This is a genomic window from Bradyrhizobium sp. ORS 111 (genome assembly GCF_045571485.1).
In the GTDB taxonomy this organism is placed as follows: Bacteria; Pseudomonadota; Alphaproteobacteria; order Rhizobiales; family Xanthobacteraceae; genus Bradyrhizobium.
In genome coordinates this window covers 3,906,201-3,927,255 of record NZ_CP120701.1, presented here as the reverse complement: position 1 = coordinate 3,927,255, position 21,055 = coordinate 3,906,201, and the positions used below count along the sequence as shown (strand labels likewise).

General features: G+C 64.4%; 18 protein-coding genes. 3 read left to right on the top strand and 15 right to left on the bottom strand.

The window, feature by feature from the left end; translation table 11 throughout:
- Nucleotides 1-6: 6 nt before the first annotated feature.
- Nucleotides 7-1,371, top strand: a complete 1,365-nt coding sequence (locus tag P6U30_RS18325) for an MFS transporter (RefSeq protein WP_407170268.1) — start codon at nucleotides 7-9, stop codon at nucleotides 1,369-1,371.
- Between the two features lie 22 nt (nucleotides 1,372-1,393).
- Here P6U30_RS18325 and P6U30_RS18320 read toward each other — a convergent pair whose 3' ends face one another.
- The 3 genes from P6U30_RS18320 to P6U30_RS18310 all read right to left on the bottom strand — a co-directional run bounded on the left by P6U30_RS18320 (nucleotide 1,394) and on the right by P6U30_RS18310 (nucleotide 5,068).
- Nucleotides 1,394-2,221, bottom strand: coding sequence for a tetratricopeptide repeat protein (locus tag P6U30_RS18320; protein WP_407152371.1), 828 nt, complete (start codon nucleotides 2,219-2,221; stop codon nucleotides 1,394-1,396).
- Entirely contained in the window at nucleotides 2,208-3,932 is a 1,725-nt protein-coding gene (gene ilvD / locus P6U30_RS18315) for a dihydroxy-acid dehydratase (RefSeq protein WP_407170484.1), read from the bottom strand. The genes P6U30_RS18320 and ilvD overlap by 14 nt, the downstream gene beginning before the upstream one ends.
- A gap of 281 nt (nucleotides 3,933-4,213) precedes the next feature.
- The gene (locus P6U30_RS18310) at nucleotides 4,214-5,068 is read right to left on the bottom strand and encodes an SMP-30/gluconolactonase/LRE family protein (protein WP_407170267.1); all 855 of its coding nucleotides are present in this window, start codon (nucleotides 5,066-5,068) and stop codon (nucleotides 4,214-4,216) included.
- 230 nt (nucleotides 5,069-5,298) lie between these two features.
- On the opposite strand from P6U30_RS18310, the gene P6U30_RS18305 reads away from it, so the two are divergent.
- Entirely contained in the window at nucleotides 5,299-7,539 is a 2,241-nt protein-coding gene (locus P6U30_RS18305; RefSeq protein WP_407170266.1) for a transglycosylase SLT domain-containing protein, read from the top strand.
- Between the two features lie 63 nt (nucleotides 7,540-7,602).
- Here the strand turns inward: P6U30_RS18305 and P6U30_RS18300 are convergent, their stop codons facing one another.
- The 10 genes from P6U30_RS18300 to P6U30_RS18255 all read right to left on the bottom strand — a co-directional run bounded on the left by P6U30_RS18300 (nucleotide 7,603) and on the right by P6U30_RS18255 (nucleotide 16,944).
- Entirely contained in the window at nucleotides 7,603-8,571 is a 969-nt protein-coding gene (locus tag P6U30_RS18300) for a tripartite tricarboxylate transporter substrate binding protein BugD (RefSeq protein WP_407170265.1), read from the bottom strand.
- Between the two features lie 76 nt (nucleotides 8,572-8,647).
- The gene (locus P6U30_RS18295) at nucleotides 8,648-9,889 is read right to left on the bottom strand and encodes a threonine synthase (protein ID WP_407170264.1); all 1,242 of its coding nucleotides are present in this window, start codon (nucleotides 9,887-9,889) and stop codon (nucleotides 8,648-8,650) included.
- Nucleotides 9,890-10,084: 195 nt separating this feature from the next.
- The gene (gene lpdA, locus P6U30_RS18290) at nucleotides 10,085-11,506 is read right to left on the bottom strand and encodes a dihydrolipoyl dehydrogenase (protein ID WP_407170263.1); all 1,422 of its coding nucleotides are present in this window, start codon (nucleotides 11,504-11,506) and stop codon (nucleotides 10,085-10,087) included.
- Nucleotides 11,506-11,682: a hypothetical protein gene (locus P6U30_RS18285; protein ID WP_407152365.1), complete on the bottom strand. Its 177-nt coding sequence runs from the start codon at nucleotides 11,680-11,682 to the stop codon at nucleotides 11,506-11,508. Before P6U30_RS18285 ends, lpdA begins: the two co-directional genes overlap by 1 nt.
- Before the next feature lie 12 nt (nucleotides 11,683-11,694).
- On the bottom strand, nucleotides 11,695-13,062 hold the full coding sequence (locus P6U30_RS18280) for a pyruvate dehydrogenase complex dihydrolipoamide acetyltransferase (RefSeq protein ID WP_407170262.1): 1,368 nt from the start codon (nucleotides 13,060-13,062) through the stop codon (nucleotides 11,695-11,697).
- A 2-nt stretch (nucleotides 13,063-13,064) separates the two neighbouring features.
- Nucleotides 13,065-13,370, bottom strand: a complete 306-nt coding sequence (locus P6U30_RS18275; RefSeq protein ID WP_407152363.1) for a DUF5076 domain-containing protein — start codon at nucleotides 13,368-13,370, stop codon at nucleotides 13,065-13,067.
- 7 nt (nucleotides 13,371-13,377) lie between these two features.
- Complete coding sequence (locus P6U30_RS18270; RefSeq protein WP_407170261.1) at nucleotides 13,378-14,781, bottom strand: pyruvate dehydrogenase complex E1 component subunit beta; 1,404 nt, start codon at nucleotides 14,779-14,781, stop codon at nucleotides 13,378-13,380.
- A gap of 45 nt (nucleotides 14,782-14,826) precedes the next feature.
- Nucleotides 14,827-15,846: a pyruvate dehydrogenase (acetyl-transferring) E1 component subunit alpha gene (pdhA, locus tag P6U30_RS18265; RefSeq protein ID WP_407170260.1), complete on the bottom strand. Its 1,020-nt coding sequence runs from the start codon at nucleotides 15,844-15,846 to the stop codon at nucleotides 14,827-14,829.
- A 161-nt stretch (nucleotides 15,847-16,007) separates the two neighbouring features.
- On the bottom strand, nucleotides 16,008-16,325 hold the full coding sequence (locus P6U30_RS18260) for an FtsB family cell division protein (protein WP_407170259.1): 318 nt from the start codon (nucleotides 16,323-16,325) through the stop codon (nucleotides 16,008-16,010).
- A 67-nt stretch (nucleotides 16,326-16,392) separates the two neighbouring features.
- Nucleotides 16,393-16,944, bottom strand: coding sequence for an NADPH-dependent FMN reductase (locus tag P6U30_RS18255; protein ID WP_407170258.1), 552 nt, complete (start codon nucleotides 16,942-16,944; stop codon nucleotides 16,393-16,395).
- A 340-nt stretch (nucleotides 16,945-17,284) separates the two neighbouring features.
- Here P6U30_RS18255 and P6U30_RS18250 point away from each other — a divergent pair, with 340 nt between their 5' ends.
- On the top strand, nucleotides 17,285-18,400 hold the full coding sequence (locus P6U30_RS18250) for a D-alanine--D-alanine ligase family protein (RefSeq protein ID WP_407170257.1): 1,116 nt from the start codon (nucleotides 17,285-17,287) through the stop codon (nucleotides 18,398-18,400).
- A gap of 10 nt (nucleotides 18,401-18,410) precedes the next feature.
- On the opposite strand, the gene P6U30_RS18245 is transcribed toward P6U30_RS18250, so the two are convergent.
- Both P6U30_RS18245 and eno read right to left on the bottom strand, forming a co-directional pair.
- A complete protein-coding gene (locus tag P6U30_RS18245) occupies nucleotides 18,411-19,550 on the bottom strand; it encodes a zinc-binding dehydrogenase (RefSeq protein WP_407170256.1) in 1,140 nt (379 codons plus the stop codon).
- Between the two features lie 48 nt (nucleotides 19,551-19,598).
- Complete coding sequence (gene eno / locus P6U30_RS18240; RefSeq protein WP_407170255.1) at nucleotides 19,599-20,882, bottom strand: phosphopyruvate hydratase; 1,284 nt, start codon at nucleotides 20,880-20,882, stop codon at nucleotides 19,599-19,601.
- Between the last annotated feature and the right edge of the window lie 173 nt (nucleotides 20,883-21,055).

Here is a 21,055-nt window from a genome sequence, read left to right as displayed (position 1 = left end):
ATGGCAATGACCACGATGGCACTTCCGCAGCAAACGGCGATCGACGGCGCGGTCCGCTACCTCGTCACGAACTACAGCCCCAAGGGCAACAAGGTCGGCTGGCTGATGATGGCCTCGATCCTGGTCGAGGCCTGGGACCTCTACTCGATCGCCTTCGTGCTGATCTTCATCAAGGAGCAGTACAATCCAGACCCGCTGATGCTCGGGCTGGCCGCCGCCGGCACGCAGGGCGGTGCGCTGATCGGTGCGTTGATCGGCGGCTGGCTGTCCGACAAGATCGGCCGCCGCGTGATGTTCATCGCGACCATGATCATGTTCATCGTGCTGGCCCTGGCGCAGGCCGTCGTGCCAAACGTCACCTGGCTGATCGTGATCCGCTTCCTGCTCGGCATTCCGCTCGGCAGCGACATCTCGACCGGTTACACCTACATCATGGAATCCATGGCCAAGGGCGAGCGCGAGGTCATGGGCAACCGCTGGCAGTTCATGTTCGCGGTCGGTGAGGTGCTGACGATCGGCGTCATCATCCTGTTCCTGCTTACCAACATGCAGCACGAGACGCTGTGGCGCGTAACGCTCGGTCTCGGCGCCGTCCCTGCCCTCATCATCCTGATCATGCGCCACGACGTGCCCGAAACCGCGGTGTGGCTGGTGCAGCGGGGCCGTTTCCGCGAGGCCAAGCAGGTCGCGCGGCACATGTACAACGACGACCTCGCAATGCTGCCCGATCAGGACGTGGTGATGCCGAAGCCGAGCACGTCCGCCTTCATCGCCGATCTTCGCAAGGATCCGATCCGCTGGCGCGCCACGCTGTACGGCTGGATCGCCTGCTTTGCCCAAGGCAGCGAGTTCTCCACCTTCGCCTTCTATTTGCCGGTGCTGTTCGCGATGGTCGGCGTCTCGACCGTGCTCGGCAACAACCTCGTCACCATGGCACTGTTCACCTTCGCCGCGGTGTCAGGCTGGGTCGGTCCGTTGCTGACGCCGAAGATCGGCCACCGCGGCATCGCCATCGCAGGCTTCGGGATCGTGCTGGTCTCGCTGCTGGTTGCGGCCGCCGCGCTCTACACCGATCACAAATACATCCTGCCGTTCGCGGCTGCCGGCATGCTGTGGGGCCACTATTGGGACGCCTCGAACTGCATGACGATCCCGACCATGGTCGCCAGGCCGCAATATCGCGGCACTGCGTCGGGGTTCGCCTACATGTTTGTGAAGCTGCCGTCGTTCCTGGCGATCTTCCTGTTCCCGTCGCTGTTCGCAGCGATCGGCCAGGCCAATGCGACGCTGTTCGTCGCGATCTTCCCGCTGATCGGGCTGCTCGCCGCGATCTTCATCCTGCCGGAGGTCTATGGCTACGAGCACGACTGACGGCGCGAGGGCCGTCAGGGAATTAGTCCCGGCGGCCCTGCACCCAGTGCTCGAGCATCTGCAGTGCCATCGCGCGATCGTCGTCGGAGGCCTTGGCGATCGCCCGGTTATAGCTTTCCTTGATCCAGGTCTCATCCGGCGTCGCGCTGTCGCGCGCCAGCGTCAGCCACATCAGGCCGCGCGCCCGCTGCGGCGGCAGGCGGTCGCCGTTGAACAGCATCTGGCCGAGCAGCGCCTGTGCCTGGTGCTGGCCCTTCTGCGCAGCGAGGCCAAGCCAGCGGGCGCCGTAGCGGAAATCGTCCCGCGAGGCGTCCGGCGTCTTCAGATACAGCCTGGCGAGGTCGTACTGGGCGTCGGCATTGCCGAAATAGGACGCGGCGTAGGAGAACATCTCCCGCGCGCGCTCGGTATCCGGCTTGATCTTGGAATTGGGAATGCCGCTCAGATAATAGCGGCCGAGCGCCACAAAGGCGTTCGCCACGACCGACGCCTGCGGCGCCGACGGCGAATCCTCGGCATGGGCATTGGCAATCCGGCTGAAATACTCGAATGCCCGCAGATCGTCCTGCGCGACCCCGTCGCCATCGGCGTACATCTTGCCGAGCTTCCACTGCGCGATCGGATGGCCGCTCTCGGCCAGCGACATCACCGTGGAGTTCGACAGGGTGTCGACCGAAGCGGCCGGCGCCGCCGTCCGCTTCAGGGCGGCCGCCGTACCCGGCTGGGGCGAAACCACCGGAAGCGCCGTATCCTTCGGGTTGACCGGGGCTCCGTCGAATCCGAATCCGGGGCCCGCCACCGGAATGGCCCCTAACGCAAACGCCAATATCGTACGCCTAAACGTCCGCATAACACTGTTTCTCGTGCGCGCCACCCGGATGGGTGACAGCGCCATCCACCGCCGGCCCCACTTGCTCGGCGTACTTCCACAGCGCACCAGATGTATGGTTCGTCGCGCGAGGGGCCCATTTGGTCTTACGATTTGCGAGTTCGGCGTCGCTCAAATTTACGTTAAGAACACCGGCGTCGGCATCGATCTCGATGATGTCGCCGTCCTGCAATAAGGCGATCGGCCCGCCGACGGCCGCTTCAGGGCCGATATGGCCGATGCAGAAGCCACGAGTAGCGCCGGAGAACCGGCCGTCCGTGATCAGTGCGATCTTGCCGCCCATGCCCTGCCCGGTCAGCGCCGCCGTAGTCGCCAGCATCTCGCGCATGCCGGGGCCGCCTTTGGGGCCCTCGTAGCGGATGACGATGACCTCGCCTTCCCTGTAGGTGCGCTTCTGGACGGCCTCGAAGGCGTCTTCCTCGCGATCGAAGCACCGGGCCGGACCGGTAAACTTCAGATTGGACATACCCGCGACCTTCACGATCGCACCCTCCGGAGCGAGATTACCCTTCAGCCCGACAACGCCACCTGTCACGGTGATCGGCTTATCGGCTGGCCGCACCACGTCCTGGTGCGGATTCCATTTCACGCTTTTGAGGTTTTCGGCGATCGTTCGGCCCGTGACGGTCAGGCAATTCCCGTGCAGGTGGCCATTGTCGAGCAGCGTCTTCATCAGCAGCGGAATGCCGCCAGCTTCAAACATGTCTTTGGCAACATAACGGCCGCCCGGCTTCAAATCCGCGACGTAAGGAGTCTTTTTGAAGATTTCGGCAACATCGAACAAATTGAATTTAATTCCGCACTCGTGCGCGATTGCCGGCAGGTGCAGTGCAGCATTGGTCGAGCCGCCGGAGGCCGCCACGACAGCCGCTGCATTTTCAAGGGATTCCCGGGTCACGATGTCGCGCGGGCGGATGTTTTTCTCGATCAGCTCCATCACCTTCTCGCCGGCGGCGGCGCAGAAGGAGTCCCGGATCTCGTAAGGCGCCGGGGCCCCGGCAGAATACGGGAGCGCCAGACCGATCGCCTCGGACACGGTCGCCATGGTGTTGGCGGTGAACTGGGCACCGCAAGCGCCCGCGGAGGGGCACGCCACCCGCTCAATCTCGTCCAGATCCTCGTCCGACATCGCGCCGACCGAGTGCTTGCCGACCGCCTCGAACATGTCCTGCACTGTCACCGGCTGCCCGCGGAAGTTGCCGGGCAGGATCGAGCCGCCATAGATGAAGATCGAGGGGACGTTCAGCCGCACCATCGCCATCATCATGCCCGGCAGCGACTTGTCACAACCGGCGAGCCCGACCAGCGCGTCATAGGCATGGCCGCGGACGGTGAGCTCAACTGAGTCGGCGATGCATTCGCGCGACGGCAGCGACGAACGCATGCCGTCATGGCCCATGGCGATGCCGTCGGTGACCGTGATGGTGCAGAATTCCCGCGGCGTGCCACCGGCCGACGCCACCCCCTTCTTCACCGCCTGGGCCTGACGCATCAGCGAGATATTGCACGGAGCCGCTTCGTTCCAACATGAAGCAACGCCGACAAATGGTTGATGAATCTGGGCTGTCGTCAGCCCCATGGCGTAGAGATACGAGCGGTGCGGCGCGCGTTCCGGCCCTTCCGTCACGTGACGGCTCGGCAGCCTGGCCTTGATGTTCGTCTTGGCGTCCATCGCGCGAACCTGTTTCCCAGCCTCCTCACGCCCAAACGCCGGAAGGATCAAAAATGTCCCGGCGTCGTCGTGAACACTGGCGAAATTCACTTTATGAGCATGCTCTCATGGAGGGGTGCGGCTAAAAAGCGGCGAGCACTAAGGTCAGCTCAATGTAAGGTTAAATGTTCAGGAACTGTTGCGTGAGCGACACAATCGTGGCCGCCGAGCAACCATGTATTACCTGTACTTATGCTGCTGTGGAGCAGCCAGGCGTATGACCGCGCGTGATGGTGCTGATCCTAGGGATAACCGTCCCCCGGCGTTTCGACCTCGACGACATCGATCCGCGACGCCGACTTGCCTTTGCGCAGGTCCTCATACGAGGTCGCGGCACTCAGGCAGAACAATGTTCGCCGCTCGGTCCCGCCGAGCGCACAGGCGAGCGCGCGGCGACCGGGGACGGCAATGCGCTCCCGCTCGGCGCCATCGCGACCGATCCTGATGAAGGTATCCTCGGTGAAGGAGGCGACCCAGACCGATCCTTCGCGATCGAGACAGATGCCGTCGGGCTCGCTCGTGCGGCCAAGCCGCCCGCGCAGCCGCAGGCTGCCGTCCGGCGCGACGTCGTATTCGGCGAGGCACGCGCCGTCCATTTCGGCGACGACGAGCCGGCGATGATCGGACGAGACGGCAATGCCGTTGGGAAAGCGCAAGCCATCGGCGACGACGCGCGCGCTGCCATCCGGCATCACCAGGATGATCCGGCCGACCGCGCCGCGTCCATCCGGCGGCGGCAGATCGAAGCCGAGATCGCCGACATAGGCTCGGCCCTGGCCGTCGATGATCATGTCGTCGATCGTGCCAGTCGCGAGTTGCGAGAGATCGGCGTAGAGCGAGAGCTTGCCGTCAGCAAAGCGCAGCAGCCGTTTCCTGAACATCGTGAGCACCACGATGTCGCCGTTGGGCAGCACGCCGAGCCCGCACGGCGTGTCGTCGGTCACGGCGGCATGTTCCTGCCGCTCGCCCGACGGGCTCGTGCTGAGCAGCGTCCGCGCCATGCAGTCGACGAACCAGAGCCGACCGTTGTGCCACCGCGGCCCCTCGAAATAGCGGCCGCCGTCCAGGATGGTTTTCAGTCGCCGCTCGCTCGTCATGGATCCTCCAGCATCGCTCCACCGACCTTCACAGGCTCCTGTCGGTTCTACCAGGATGGAACTTTGGGTTCCCCCAGGTTCCGTATTTCAAATTCCACATTTCGCCGCGTTTTCCCTGTTGAGTTGCGGCAGTCTTAAGGGGTTGTGGATCGGGGTCTGATAATCTGCGGTCGATCGTGCCGCGTATGAAGCGTGTTTGTGCCTGATGGTTTCGCAGGGGGGACCAGGGAATGAACCATTGCCTACGTCCGCTGGCGTGCGTCGCCACCGCCGCCGTATTCGCCGTGCTTCCGATCAAGGTGAACGCGAAGCCGCATCACCAGCACCCAGCCAAGAGCTCGAAGGCCGCTGACACGGTGCATGGCGCCAACGCGTCGCAGGACAAGGAGGCGCATGAAACGACATCCGGCAAGCGCCGGCATGCGAAGCGCGGCGGCGCCAAGCGCAAATCCGCGAACGCCAAGTCCAGCTCGGCGAAGTCTGCAGACAGCAACAAGGCCATCTCTCCAGAGAAGCCCGCGGCTCCACAGCTCTCAGGCGATCTTGCCTCGATCAAGGACGCGATCCTCGCGGCGCGCAGGGGTAAAACCAGCGACGCAACAGACATCCAGTCCAGGATCACCGACCCGGTCGGGCGCAAGCTCGTCGAGTGGTATCTGCTGCGCCACTCCGAGTCTCAGGCGAATTTCAGTCGCTATGCTGCGTTCATTGCCACCAATCCGGATTGGCCGAGCATGCCGCAGTTGCGCCGTCAGTCGGAAGCACGCCTATGGCAGGAGCGCAGCGACGCTGCGACGGTCCATAGTTTCACACTGGATCAGCCGATCAGCGCCAAGGGCAAGTTCGCACTCGCGCGCGTGCGGCTCGCCGAGGGCGACCGCGACGGTGCAGCAAGGCTAGTCCGTGAGGCCTGGCGGTCGGACGAACTCACCGATCGCACCGAAAGCGATGCCTACGCCGCATTCCAAGATCTGCTGACAAGCGACGACCATCGCGCGCAAATGGACAAGCGGATCGGCGCCAAGGATTTGGCCGGCGCCCGGCGCGCCGCGAAACGGCTCGGCAGCGACGACCTAGCGATCGTGAAAGCCTGTGGCGCCGTGCGCGCGCAATCGAAGGATGCGGAGGACGCCCTCGACGACGTCCCGACCGATGCCCGCCATGATCTCGGCTACACGCTCTGCCGGATCCAGTGGCTCATGGCGCAGAACAGGATCGACGACGCGGCCCGCGTGACGATCGCGGCGGCGCCGGAGACCATGGCACAGCAGGATACGGATCAGTGGTGGCGCGAGCGGCGCCTGCTCGCGCGCAAGCTGCTCGACCAGGGCAAGTTCCAGACCGCCTACGACGTGATCCGCCCCGCGGCGCTGCCCGACAACCCGTACTACCGATCCGACATGCACTTCATGCTGGGCTGGATCGCGCTGCGCTATCTCGGTGACCCCAAGACCGCCGCGGCGCATTTCGCGCGGATCGATGAAGGCCAGATCAATCCGACCGTGCTGTCACGCGCCGCCTATTGGCGCGGCCGGGCCGCCGAGGCGCTGGGCGACACGACGGCCGCACGCGCCGACTACGAGGCCGCAGCGCGCTATCCCACCGCCTATTACGGTCAGCTCGCGCTTGCGAAGCTCGGGCGCGACAGCATCCGCCTGCACGCGCCCTCGCCGACTGCGCTGGCCGCCCGGGCCGCCGGCGACGAGCGGGTCCGCGCCGCCGAGATGCTTTACGAGATCGGCGAACCCGACGTCGTGCTCTACTTCGTCGCCGATCTTGCCGAGCAAAGCTCCGACGTCGATGTGCTGCAGGCATTGGGCGAGTTGACCGGCCGCCGCAACGATGCCCGCGCCATGCTGCAGATCGGCAAGATCGCGCTCGCGCGCGGCCTTGCCCTCGACCGCTACGCGTTCCCGATCATCGGCATCCCCAAGCACAGCCCGATCGCACCTGATATCGGGCGCAGCATGACCTACTCGGTGGCGCGCACCGAGAGCGCGTTCGACCAGCGCGACAAGTCGTCGGCCAATGCGGTCGGGCTGATGCAGGTGACGCCGGAAGCCGGCCGCGACACCGCCAAGCGCTTCGGCGTCAGCTATGACTGGGGTCGGATGGTCTCCGATCCCGTCTACAACACCCAGATGGGCGCCGCCGAGCTGAGCGCGCTGCAGTCGGAATATCGCGGCTGTCACGTCATGATCTTCGCCGGCTACAACGCCGGCCGCGGCCGCGTCCGCGACTGGATCAAGGCCTATGGCGACCCGCGCGACCCCAACGTCGATGCTGTCGATTGGGTCGAGCGGATTCCGATCTCGGAGACGCGCAACTACGTGCAGCGGGTGATGGAGAACCTCGCCGTCTATCGCGCGCGGTTCGAAGACGCCGACTCCGCGGTGGCGAAGACCGGCGATGGCGTCGTGACGCAGGAAACGAATGCGGCGCCGGCGGATACGGCGATCCCGTCGCAGTGAACCAGCGATGTTGTCCCGACGAAGCAGGGCTTTCGTCGGGACCACGCGTGGAAAGACCGCACCTCAATCCACCTTCACATTGGCGGCCTTGATCATCGGCCACCATTTGGCGATCTCCGCCTTTTGCCAGGCGCCGAGCGCCTCCGGCGTGAGCTCGTCCTTCGGCGGCATCTGCAGGCCGAGATTTTCGAGCTGCTTCCTCACCGCCGGATCGTTCATCGCCTCGACCGCCGCGGCGTTGAGCTTGGCGACGATCTCCTTCGGCGTGCCCTTGGGCACCCAGAGGCCCGACCACAGCGTCATATGCAATCCGGGCAGCCCGGCCTCATCGACGGTCGGAATGTCGGGTGTGTTCTCGACCCGCTTGGAGTCGGTCACCGCATAGGCGCGGATGGTGCCGGCGCGGACCTGGTTGATCGAGTTCGAGGTCTGATCGACGATGATGTCGATCTGGCCGGCGACGAGATCGTTCAGCGCGGGTCCGGTGCCGCGATACGGCACGTATTGCAGCTTGATGCCCGAGACATTCTCGAAATACAGCCCGGCGATGTGGCTGCCGCTGCCGGCGCCCGCGGTGCCCGCAGTCGGTGGCGACGGCCGTGACTTCAGCCACTCCAGGAGTTCCTTCAGGGATTTCGCCGGCACCGCGTTCTTGCTGACGATGATCATCGGATTGCTCGGCAGCAGCACCACCGGCTCCAGATCGCCGACGAGGTCGTAACCGAGCTTGTAGATCGCGCCATTCGCGACGTGGGTGCCGAGATGGCCGAACGAGATGGTGTAGCCGTCCGGCGCCGCGCGCACTGCGCGGCCGACGCCGATCGAGCCGCCCGCCCCCGTCACGTTCTCTATCAGCAACACCTCGCCGAGCGCCTGCTTCATGCGCTCGCCGAGAATGCGCGCCATGGCGTCCGACGGCCCGCCGGCGGCAAACGGCACCACGATGGTGATCGGATGCGAGGGATATTTTTCCGCCGAGGCGCTGCCGGTGAGTGCCAGAATTGCCAGCGCAGCCAGAACCAGTCTCCGCATCACCCTCTCCCCGATGTGTTTATTCTATCATTTTTGAAGGGCCACCTTTCGACAAGATGGCCCTTCGGATGATGCGTCAGAACTGCGAGAAGTCGATCGGCTTGTACCGGTCCAGCGTCCGGGTGACCGGCGGCAACGGATATTTCAGGCCGCTCGCGCAATTGAACAGCATCACGCGGTCATTCTTGGTCACACGGCCGTCGGCAAGGCTCTGCTTATAGGCGGCATAAGTCGCGGCACCCTCGGGGCACAGCAGCAGGCCCTCCTCGCGCGCGACCTCGTTGAGCGCATCGGAAATCTTGTCGTCGTCGACGGCGATCGCAAAACCCTTGCTCTCGCGCACGGCGCGCAGGATCAGGAAGTCGCCGATCGCCTGCGGCACACGGATGCCGGAGGCGATGGTGTGGGCATCCTCCCAGCGCGCCGCATGCTCAGTGCCGGCCTCATAGGCGCGCACCATCGGCGCGCAGCCCGAGGCCTGCACCGCGACCATGCGGGGGCGCTTGGCGCCGATGAATCCGATCTCCTCGAGCTCGTCGAACGCCTTCCACATGCCGATCAGGCCGGTGCCGCCGCCGGTCGGATAGAAGATCACGTCGGGCACCTCCCAGCCGAGCTGTTCGGCAAGCTCGAGGCCCATCGTCTTCTTGCCCTCGATCCGGTACGGCTCCTTCAGCGTGGAGGTATCGAACCAGCCGACCTTGGCCTTGCCCTCGCCGACGATCTTGCCGCAGTCGTCGATATAGCCGTTGACGCGGTAGACCGTCGCGCCCTGCAGCTCGATCTCGCTGACATTCACCTCCGGCGTATCGGCCGGGCAGAAGATTGTCGTCTTGATGCCACAGGAGGTGGCGTAGGCGGCCAGCGCCGCGCCGGCATTTCCGTTGGTCGGCATCGCCATGTGCTTGATGCCGAGCGCCTTGCCCATCGACACCGCCATCACCAGGCCGCGCGCCTTGAACGAGCCGGTCGGCAGCCGCCCCTCGTCCTTGACGATGATCTCGCCGCCGCCGAGCTTGGCCCCAAGCTTCGGCAACCGGATCAGCGGAGTCGTGACCTCACCGAGGCTGACAATATCCTTGCATTTGCGCACCGGCAGCAGCTCGCGATAGCGCCACATGTCGGCCGGACGCTGCGCCAGCGCGTCCTTGGTCAGCGCCTTCTTCACGCCCGCGAGGTCATAGCGCACCAACAGCGGCTTGCCGGCCTTGGAGAGGTTGTGCACCTGATCCGCCGGATAATGATCGCCCTCCATCGCACATTCGAGATGGGTGACGAAGGTCGGGCGTTCGATGGTGAGGTTGTCGTTGTCTTTCACGAGATGCGCTCTTTCTTGCTCTTGTGTTCACCGCTGCCGGTCCCGTCACCTGAGGAGGCCGCGAAGCGGCCGTCTCGAAGGGCGACGAGCCCCGCTGTTCGATCTGGGCGGTGCAATCCTTCGAGGCCCGCTGCGCGAACGCCTCAGGATGACGGGATTGCCACCGTCTTTCGGAGCGTCGCCGTGCTCCACCCGTCAAATATTCAACACGCGCCCGTAAGCGTCGAGCACCGCTTCCTTCATCATTTCGGACAATGTCGGATGCGGGAACACGGTGTGCATCAGTTCCTCTTCCGTGGTCTCCAGGTTCATCGCGACGACATAGCCCTGGATCAGCTCGGTGACCTCAGCGCCGATCATGTGGGCGCCCAAGAGCTGGCCGGTCTTCTTGTCGAACACCACCTTGACCAGGCCCTGGTCCTCGCCCAGTGCGATCGCCTTGCCGTTGCCGACGAACGGGAAGCGGCCGACGCGTATCTCGCGGCCGCCCTCTTTCGCCTTGGCCTCGGTCAGGCCGACGGAGGCGACCTGCGGGTTGCAGTAGGTGCAGCCCGGGATCATCAATTTGTCCATCGGGTGCGGATGCAGGCCCTTGATCGCCTCGATGCAGATCACGCCTTCATGCTCGGCCTTGTGCGCGAGCATCGGAGGACCCGCGACATCGCCGATCGCATAGATGCCGGGGACATTGGTCTTGCCGAGCCCGTCGATCACGATGCAGCCGCGGTCGGTCTTGACGCCGAGCTTCTCCAACCCGAGATTTTCGATATTGCCGACCACGCCGACCGCGGAGATCACGCGCTCGAACTCCTTGGTTTGCGGCTCACCCTTGCCGTCATCGATGGTCGCGACCACGCTATCGGCCTTCTTCTCGAGCTTTGTCACTTTGGTCGAGGTGAGAATCTTGATTCCCATCTTCTCGAAGCGCTTGCGCGCGAGGCCTGCGATCTCCGCGTCCTCGACCGGCAGGATCTGCGGCAGCACCTCGACCACGGTGACGTCCGCGCCCATGGTGTGGAAGAACGAGGCGAACTCGATCCCGATCGCGCCGGAGCCGACCACCAGGAGTGACTTCGGCATCCGCTCCGGCACCATCGCCTCGAAATAGGTCCAGACCAGCTTCTTGTCCGGCTCGAGACCCGGCAGCACGCGCGGACGCGCACCGGTCGCAACGATGATGTGCTTAGCTTGATAAGTGCCCTCGCCGCTGGCGCCCTTCGGCGCCTCGACCGCCGACTTCTTCACCGTGATCTTGCCGGGCGCGTCGATCGTGGCGTCGCCCCAGATCACGGTGACCTTGTTCTTCTTCATCAGGAAGCCGACGCCATCGTTGAGGCGCTTCGAGACCCCGCGCGAGCGCTGCACCACGGCCTTCGGATCGTAGGAGATCTTCTCCGCCGACAGCCCGTAGTCCTTGGCGTGCTGCATGTAGTGAAAGATCTCCGCCGAGCGCAGCAGCGCTTTGGTCGGGATGCAGCCCCAGTTCAGGCAGATGCCGCCGAGATAGGCCTTCTCGACGATCGCGGTCTTGAAGCCGAGCTGCGCGGCGCGGATCGCCGTCACATAGCCGCCTGGCCCGGAGCCGATGATGATGACGTCGAACGATGTATCGGCCATTACCTGTACTCCTGCCAGACCGCGCCGAGCAGCACGGACCAAACCAGCGCAAGCACGCCGGTCCCGATGATCATGATCCTGAACTGGATCGTGGATATGAGGTCGCGGTTAACCGCGACGAGCAACGCGATGGCGATGACGGCGAGCAGGACGTACGGACCTGACATCACGTACATGGCTGCTTCTCGTCAGACCATCATCATCACGGGGTTTTCGATGAGCTGCTTGAACGCGCCGATCAACTCGGCGCCGAGTGCGCCGTCGATCGCGCGATGGTCGCAGGACAGCGTCACGCTCATCATGTGCGCGATCTCGATCTTGCCGCCGCGCACGACCGGGCGCTCCTCCGAGGTGCCGACCGCGAGGATGGTCGCATGCGGCGGATTGATCACTGCCGTGAAGTGGTTGATGCCGTACATGCCGAGGTTGGACACTGCCGTGGTGCCGCCCTGATATTCCTCCGGCTTCAGCTTGCGGGCGCGGGCGCGCGTCGCAAAATCTTTCATCTCGTTGGAGATGGCCGACAGCGTCTTGGTCTCCGCCTTGCGGATGATCGGCGTGATCAGGCCGCCCGGCATCGCCACCGCGACGCCGACGTCGGAGTGCTTGTGCTTGAGCATGCCGCTCTCGGTCCAGCTCACATTGCAGTTCGGGATCTTCTGCAGCGCGACCGCCATCGCCTTGATGACGAAGTCGTTGACCGAGAGCTTGTAGAGCGGCTTCTTCTCCTTGTCCTTTGGCGCCGCCGCGTTGATCTCCTCGCGCGCGGCAAGCAGCTTGCCGATGTCGCAGTCGATGGTGAGATAAAAGTGCGGGACGTTCTGGATCGAGGCGGTCAGGCGCTGGGCGATGGTGCGGCGCATGCCGTCATGCGGCACCACGTCGTAGGAGCCGGGCTCGAACAGCGCCAGGATCTGCTTGTCCGACATCGACGGTGCGATGCTCGGTGCAGCGCCAGGCGCGGCCGCCGGTGCCTTCAGGCCCTTGCCTGACTTGGCCTCCTCGACATCGCGCGCGATGACCCGGCCGTGCGGGCCGGTGCCAGTGATGCGGGCGAGATCGATGCCCGCATCCTTTGCCAGACGGCGCGCCAGCGGCGACGAGAAGATCCGGGCATGACCGTTGGCCTGCGCGGCTGGAGCGGCGGCGGCCTGGGGCGCCGGTGTGGCTGCGGGTGCAGGTTTCGGCGCAGCCGCCGGTGCGGGGGCGGCTGCAGGCTCACCCGCCGCGGGCTTGGGCGCCTCGGCCGGCTTCGGCGCCGGCGCGCCGCCGCCCGCGGCAGCGCCCGCGCTGGCCGCCGCCTTCACGTCCTCGCCATCGCCGGCCATGACCGCGATCACGTCGTTGACAGGCACGTCCTGCGTCCCCTCGGGCACCAAAATCTTCGCGATCGTGCCTTCGTCGACCGCTTCGACTTCCATCGTCGCTTTGTCGGTCTCGATCTCCGCGATCACGTCGCCGGACTTGACCTTGTCGCCCTCCTTCTTGAGCCACTTGGCGAGGTTGCCCTTCTCCATCGTGGGCGACAGCGCGGGCATGAGAATGTTGATCGGCATTGTCAGTGACCTTGTTGCGACCGCGGCATGGTCTTGCCCATGTCGGTCGGCCGGGCGATTTCGGCTTCGAACATCTCGACGATGCGCGCGAGCGCCTCGTCCTCGGTGTATCCGCTCTCGCGCGAATAGGCGCGCGCAGCGTGGCGGGCGATGTCGACGAGCATCAGCCCCCACATGTCCGGCTCCTCGAAGGCGCGCTGAAATGCGATCGACAGGCCGCCGTCGACGACAAAGGCGCGCAGCACCTCGATCGCGTCATCGCGGCCCATCACATCGGGCGGAAGCGGCTGTTCCTGGGGACCGGCCATCGGGTTCTTACCGGTAGGAGACGGCCTTGGCGGCCTCGACCACCTCGGCGACGGAGGGCAATGCGAGCTTCTCCAGATTGGCGGCATAGGGCATCGGCACGTCCTTGCCGGAGACGCGCGCGACCGGCGCGTCCAGATAGTCGAAGGCGTGCTCCATGATCCGCGCGGCAACCTCGGCGCCGACGCCGCTCTGCTGCCAGCCCTCCTCCACCGTCACGGCCCGGCCGGTCTTCTTCACCGACGCGACGATGGTCTCCGTATCCATCGGACGGATGGTGCGGAGGTCAACGACCTCGGCCTCGATGCCTTCCTTGGCGAGTTCGTCGGCGGCCTTCAACGCGTAGGACATGCCCATCGCCCACGAGACGATGGTGACGTCCTTGCCGGCGCGTGCAATCCGCGCCTTGCCGATCGGCACCACGAAGTCGGGGAGCTTCGGCACCTCGCCGGTGTGGCCGTAGAGCACCTCGTTCTCGAGGAAGATCACAGGATTGGGATCACGGATCGCGGCCTTGAGCAGGCCCTTGTAATCGGCGGCCGAATACGGCGCGATCACCTTGAGGCCCGGGATTTGCGAATACCAGGCGGCGTAATCCTGGCTGTGCTGCGCGGCGACGCGGGCGGCGGCGCCGTTCGGGCCGCGGAACACGATCGAGCAGCCCATCTGGCCGCCGGACATATACAGCGTCTTGGCGGCGGAGTTGATGATCTGGTCCATCGCCTGCATGGCGAAATTCCAGGTCATGAATTCGACGATCGGCTTCAGGCCGGCCATTGCCGCACCGATGCCGACGCCGGCGAAGCCATGCTCGGTGATCGGCGTGTCGATCACGCGCCGCGCGCCGAATTCCTGCAACAGCCCCTGGGTCACCTTGTAGGCGCCCTGATATTCCGCGACCTCCTCGCCCATGATGAAGACGTCGCCATCGCGACGCATCTCCTCGGCCATCGCGTCGCGCAAGGCCTCACGGACGGTCTGCGTAATCATCTCGGTGCCGGCGGGGATGTCGAGGTCCGGCGGCGCCTCGGCGGCGGGCGCGGCCGGCGCCTTCGTCTCGGGCTTCGGTTGCGGCGCTTCCGCCTTCGCCTCGGCGGGAGGTGCCGATTCAGCAGCCTTCTGCTGCGGCGCCGGCGTGGCCGGTGCCTTGGCGAGATCGGCGGCGCTTTCGCCGTCGGCCAAAATGGTCGCGATCGGCGTATTCACCGCGACGTCGGCAGTGCCTTCCGGAATCAGGATCTTGCCGAGCGTGCCCTCATCGGTGGCCTCGACTTCCATCGTCGCCTTATCGGTCTCGATCTCGGCGATGACGTCGCCGGACTTGATGGTCTCGCCTTCTTTTTTCAGCCATTTGGCGAGGTTGCCCTTCTCCATGGTGGGCGACAGCGCAGGCATCAGCACTTGAATGGGCATATCAGCTCCGAAATCGGTCTTGAAAGTTCTTCTGCGCGGGTGGGATCAGCGGTAGACGTCGGTGTAGAGCTCGGACGGATCCGGCTCCGGATCGTGCTGCGCGAAGTCGGCGGCCTGGTTGACGATCTCGCGCACCTCGGCATCGATCGCCTTGAGCTCCTGCTCGCTCGCGCCACCGGCCAGCAGACGGTTGCGCACCTGCTCGATCGGATCCTGGTCGTGGCGGACCTTCTCGACCTCCTCGCGCGTGCGGTACTTCGCCGGATCGGACATCGAGTGACCGCGATAGCGATAGGTCTGCATCTCCAGAATGATGGGGCCGTTGCCGCCGCGACACCACGCCACGGCCTCGTCACCGGCGGCCTTCACCGCACGCACGTCCATGCCGTCGACCTGCCTGCCGGGAATGTTGAAGGAGGCACCGCGCTTGGAAAAATCCTGCTGCGCGGACGCGCGCGACACCGAGGTGCCCATCGCGTAGCGGTTGTTCTCGATGACATAGATCACCGGCAGCTTCCAGAGCTCCGCCATGTTGAAGCTTTCGTAGACCTGGCCCTGGTTGGCCGCGCCATCACCGAAATAGGTCACGCTGACGGCGTTGTTGCCGCGATAGCGGTTGGCGAATGCGAGCCCAGTGCCGAGCGACACCTGCGCACCGACGATGCCGTGACCGCCGTAGAAGTGCTTCTCCATGCTGAACATGTGCATGGAGCCGCCTTTGCCCTTGGAATAACCACCGCGGCGTCCGGTCAATTCGGCCATCACACCCTTGGCTTCCATGCCGGTCGCCAGCATGTGACCGTGGTCCCGGTACCCGGTTATGACCTCATCACCCAGCTCCAAGGCCATCTGCATGCCGACCACGACCGCTTCCTGGCCGATGTAGAGATGGCAGAAGCCTCCGATCGCACCCATGCCGTAAAGCTGGCCGGCTTTCTCCTCGAAGCGCCGGATCAGCAGCATGTCGCGCAGCGCCTTGAGTTCCTGCTCCTTGGTGAATTCGGGCGGAGAGCCTGCCTTGTCCTGTGCTGCTTCCTTTGCGACGCTTTTCTTGGGTGCGGCCATGGCAATTCCGGATGAGAGAAGTCGATGAACCCTCTCTAACCCAACTCAAATCGCCTTGGAAGGATTGCGTTCGCCGGACGGAATGTTGCCATGCCGCAGTGCAACGCGGCACGACATTTTTGTGATGTCACGCGATCGAATTTTGAAATTTTGAGAGCGCGTCAGTTCGGCTTGTTGATCCGAACGAGATCGTGCGGGTTGACATAGTCGAGCTGGAAGCGCGCACGCTCATCCAGCATGTCGGGATCGACTCGGTCCGAGCGCAACAGCGACACCCGCTGCTCACCCTCCGTGCGCTCCTTCTTCAGCCGAGCCAGCTCCGAGGTCAGCGCGATGATCTCCTGGTCGAGCTCCTGCCGGGCATTCAGGCCGTATTTGCCGGTATAGGCATTGACCCCGAAATAGCCGACCATCAGCGCCGCCAGCGTGTAGAGGGCGAGCCCGGTCAGAAACGATTTGAGTCGTGTGCGGGAAACCATGGCCGCCACCTTGCGGCGGCCATGTTAATGGAGACTTAAGGGCTGACTTTGGAGCCGGCTTGGCCGCCTATTTGTTGTGCGCCTCGATGTGGGCCGCATACGCCGTGAGGTACTGCTGCAACACGGTCTTGAGGGATTCCTTCACCAGTTCACCCTTGTCGTCGAAGGCGTCGCCGATACCGTTCAGATAGATCTCCGGCTGCTGCAGGATCGGTCCTGCGATACCCGGCAGAATGTTCTGCAGGTGCTTGGCCGCGCTGACGCCGCCGAGCGGACCCGGCGAGTTGGAGATGATGCCGGTCGGCTTGCCGTTGAACGAGCTCTTGCCATAGGGGCGCGAGCCGACGTCGATGGCGTTCTTCAGCACGCCGGGGATCGATCGGTTGTATTCGGGGGTCACGAACAGCACGCCGTTCGATTTCTGGAGCTTCTCGCGAAAGGCGAGCCAGTCCGCCGGCGGCGCCGCCTCGAGGTCCTGATTGAAGAAGGAAATGCCGTGGAGCGTCGTGACGTCCAGCTTCAATGAACCAGGCGCGAGCTTGGCCAGCGCGTTGGCGATCTTGAGCGACCAGCCCTCCTTGCGAAGGCTGCCGACGATGGTGACGATGTTATAGGCCATAGCATTTTCCTCGGATTGTGCGCGTGAAACGGGACCGGCGGCCCTCACCTACCGGTGCGGTCATAAAGATGCAAGTGCATGGATTGCGCAGTTCCGGAAACGCAGCGTTTTTGGATTTGTGCTTGCACCATCACTCAGGCCGCCCGGCTTGCCAAGGCGCGCTTGTCGCGCAGCCCCGTCGGTCGCGCGACAAGCCCGTGGAGACGAGGCGGCAATGCCGACCCAAACTCTCATATCCGCCGGGTAGGTTTCGTGCGGGTGGCAAATTATCGACATGTTCGTCTCAATATATTGCAAGCACGTTGTCGTACCATGCGGGCTACCGACGGGACGCGAGACGATGGCAGAACGCAAGACACGAGTTGCGATCCTGTTCGGCGGACGCTCCGCCGAGCACGACGTGTCGCGGGCCTCCGCGGCCAACGTGTTGCGCTCGCTTGATCCGGATCGGTATGACGTCACGGCGGTCGGCATCACCCGGGATGGCCGCTGGATCGTCGCCCGCGTGGGAAACGGCATAGGCACCGGAGGCAGTGCGCTGACCATTCCGGACGATGGACCGCGACTGGTCCTGCTGCCGGGAGGACAAGGCCGCACGCTCGTACTCGACGGTGATGCGGCTGGGGTTCGGGAATTGCCGGCATTCGATGTCGTCTTCCCGGTTCTGCACGGGCCCAACGGCGAGGACGGCACGGTGCAGGGCGCGCTTGAACTATCCGATGTGGCCTATGTCGGCTCGCGCGTGATGGGTTCAGCGGCCGCAATGGACAAGGATGTCGCCAAGCGGCTGATGCGCGACGCTGGCTTGCCGATCGTGCCATACGTCGCCATGTCGGCGGCAGCCCCACTCAGCTATGACGATGCGGTCGCTGCCGTTGGGTCGCCGGAGGTGTTCGTCAAGCCGGCCAACATGGGATCATCGGTCGGCGTGTCGAGAGCGCGAACGGCCGCCGAATTCGACGCCTGTTGCAGATTGGCGTTTCGCTTCGACAGCAAGATCCTGGTTGAGCGATGCATCGCGCCGATACGGGAGGTCGAGTGCTCGGTCCTCGAACATGCCGATGGCGCCGTCCGCGCCTCCCAGCTCGGCGAGATCGTGCCGTCCGACAAGCACGGCTTCTATTCTTACGACGCGAAGTACCTCGACGCGGAGGGCGCTTTGCTGCAGGTGCCGGCCAACGTTCCGTCGCCGGTCGCAGATCGCATCCGGGAGCTCGCCATCACAACGTTTCGCGTGCTGGGCTGCGAAGGAATGGCGCGGATCGACTTCTTCCTGCACGGCGAGCAGGCATTCGTGAACGAGGCGAACACCCTTCCCGGCTTCACCAACATCAGCATGTATCCACGGCTGTGGGAAGCGAGCGGACTGCCGCAGTCTGCGCTCATGGATGTGTTGATCGGCCACGCCCTGGAGCGTCACAGGCGCTCCAGGAGCCTCACCTTCCAGCGCGAGTGATCTTGTCGCTCTACATCGCCTTGTTCGGATTGATCAGGAATTTCTCGCCGGTGGAGCGCTTGCCGTAAACGGCGATGTTGTCGAGTTGCAAGGCCTCCTGCAGCGACACCACCTTGGTGTAGTGGCTGGCGAAGGTGGTCTTCAATTCCGCCAGCACGCGCTGGCGCAGCTTGTTGCCCGCCTCCGGTCCGATCTTCATCAGGAACGGGAACAGCAGCCAGCCGCCGACGCCCCAGGCCATGCCGAAGCCGCGCGGCAGTTCAATCGACCGGGTGTCGAGGCTGCCATAGACGTAGACCTGCTTGTGCACGCTGGATCCATAACGGCTGTAGGCCCTTGCGCTCCTGTTGATGGCGGCCTCCATTGCGACCAGGATCTGGCCTGCGAGCTTGCCGCCGCCGATCGCATCGAAGGCGATGGTCGCGCCGGTCTCGACCAGCGCGTTGGTGAGATCGTCGGTGAAGCCCGGCGCGGTGGAATCGACGACGTGCTTCGCACCGATCTTGTGCAGGATGTCGGCCTGCTCCTTGCTGCGCACGATGTTGACGAGACCAATCCCGTCCTTGAGGCAGATCTTGTTGAGCATCTGGCCGAGATTGGATGCTGCCGCAGTGTGCACCAGCGCCTTGTGCCCCTCGCGCCGCATGGTCTCGGTCATCCCGAGCGCGGTCAGCGGATTGACGAAGCAGGATGCGCCTTCGGCCGCGGTGGTGCCATCGGGCAGTGGCAGGCATTCGTTGACCCGCAGCGTGCGGTATTGCGCATACATCGCGCCGCCGATCATCGCGACCGTGCGCCCCATCAGCGCCTTGGCGCTGTCTGAAGACCCGGTCCGGATCACCACACCGGCGCCCTCATTACCGACAGGCATGGAGTCGTCGAGCCGCGCCGCCATGGCGCCCATCGCCGCCTCGGGAACCCGGGCCGTCACCACCGGCAGCTCACGAGTACCAGAGACTTTCGCGGTCGACATGTCGGCTGGGCCGATCAGGAGGCCAAGGTCGGACGGATTGATCGGCGTCGCCTCGACGCGGACCACGACCTCGTCGGGGCCCGGCTCGGGGGTCGGGATGTTCACGAGCGATAGTTCAAGCTCACCGTTCCGCTTGAGCAGCGAGCGCAATTGCAGACCGCTTTTACCGTCACTCATCCCGACCTCCCCTTTTTGTGTTTGTTCAAGTTTGGATCAGTTGGGGCGCTAAGCGAGCGCCTTCAAGGCCGACCTGCCGGCATATTTCGCCTGCGGGCCGAGCTGCTGCTCGATGCGCAGCAACTGGTTGTACTTGGCGGTGCGATCTGAACGGGCCAGCGAACCGGTCTTGATCTGCCCGCAATTGGTGGCGACCGCGAGATCGGCAATGGTGGAATCTTCGGTCTCGCCGGAGCGGTGCGACATCACCGACGTATAGCCGTATTTGTGCGCGAGCTCGACCGCGGCCAGCGTCTCGGTGAGCGTGCCGATCTGGTTGACCTTGATCAGGATCGAATTGCCGCGGCCGTTCTTGATGCCGTCGGCAAGGCGCGCCACGTTGGTGACGAACAGATCGTCGCCGACGAGCTGGCACTTCTTGCCGATGGCGTCGGTCAATTCCTTCCAGCCATCCATGTCATCCTCGGACATGCCGTCCTCGATGGTGACGATCGGGTAGCGGCCGACGAGATCGGCGAGGTATTTGACCTGCTCCGAGCGCGAGCGGGTCTTGTTCTCGCCGCCATAGACATAAGAGCCTTCCTTGAAGAATTCGGTGGAGGCGCAGTCGAGGCCCAGCATGACGTCGTTGCCCGCCTTGTAGCCGGCCTTGCCGATCGCGTTCATGATGAAGTCAAGCGCAGCATCGGCGGTCGGCAGGTTCGGCGCGAATCCGCCCTCGTCGCCGACATTGGTGTTGTGGCCGGCCTTCTTCAGTTCGGCACGCAGCGTGTGGAAGATTTCCGAGCCGCAGCGCAGCGCCTCGGCGAAGGTGCTGGCGCCCACGGGAAGGATCATGAACTCCTGGAAGTCGATCGGATTGTCGGCGTGCACGCCGCCATTGATGATGTTCATCATCGGCACCGGCAGCGTCCGCGCCGAAGTGCCGCCGACGTAGCGATAGAGCGGCATATCGTGGGCTTCGGCCGCAGCCTTTGCGCAGGCGAGCGACACACCGAGGATGGCATTGGCACCCAACCGGCTCTTGTTCGGCGTGCCGTCGAGATCGATCATGACTTGGTCGATCGCGACCTGGTCTTCGACGGCGCAATCGCTCAGCGCCTCGAAGATCTCGCCGTTGACGGCCTCAATCGCCTTCTGCACGCCCTTGCCGAGATAGCGCGATTTGTCGCCATCGCGCAGTTCCACCGCCTCATGCGCGCCGGTGGAGGCGCCCGACGGCACCGCCGCGCGGCCAATCGACCCGTCCTCCAGCACCACATCGACCTCGACCGTGGGATTGCCCCGGCTGTCCAAGATTTCGCGGCCGATGATGTCGATGATGGCAGTCATGTGAACCTCTTCTGGCAGTGAGGGGTCGGATGGCGCTGCTTCTAGCGCAATGCATCGAGGGGGAAAAGGCCGGGTGACTGCTCCGCCATTGCCGTCCTTTGCATGGGGTTGATTTGCAGAAAAACCGATTTCCACTTTGTCGGATCATGCTCTATGAGAGCCAAACGGAGACC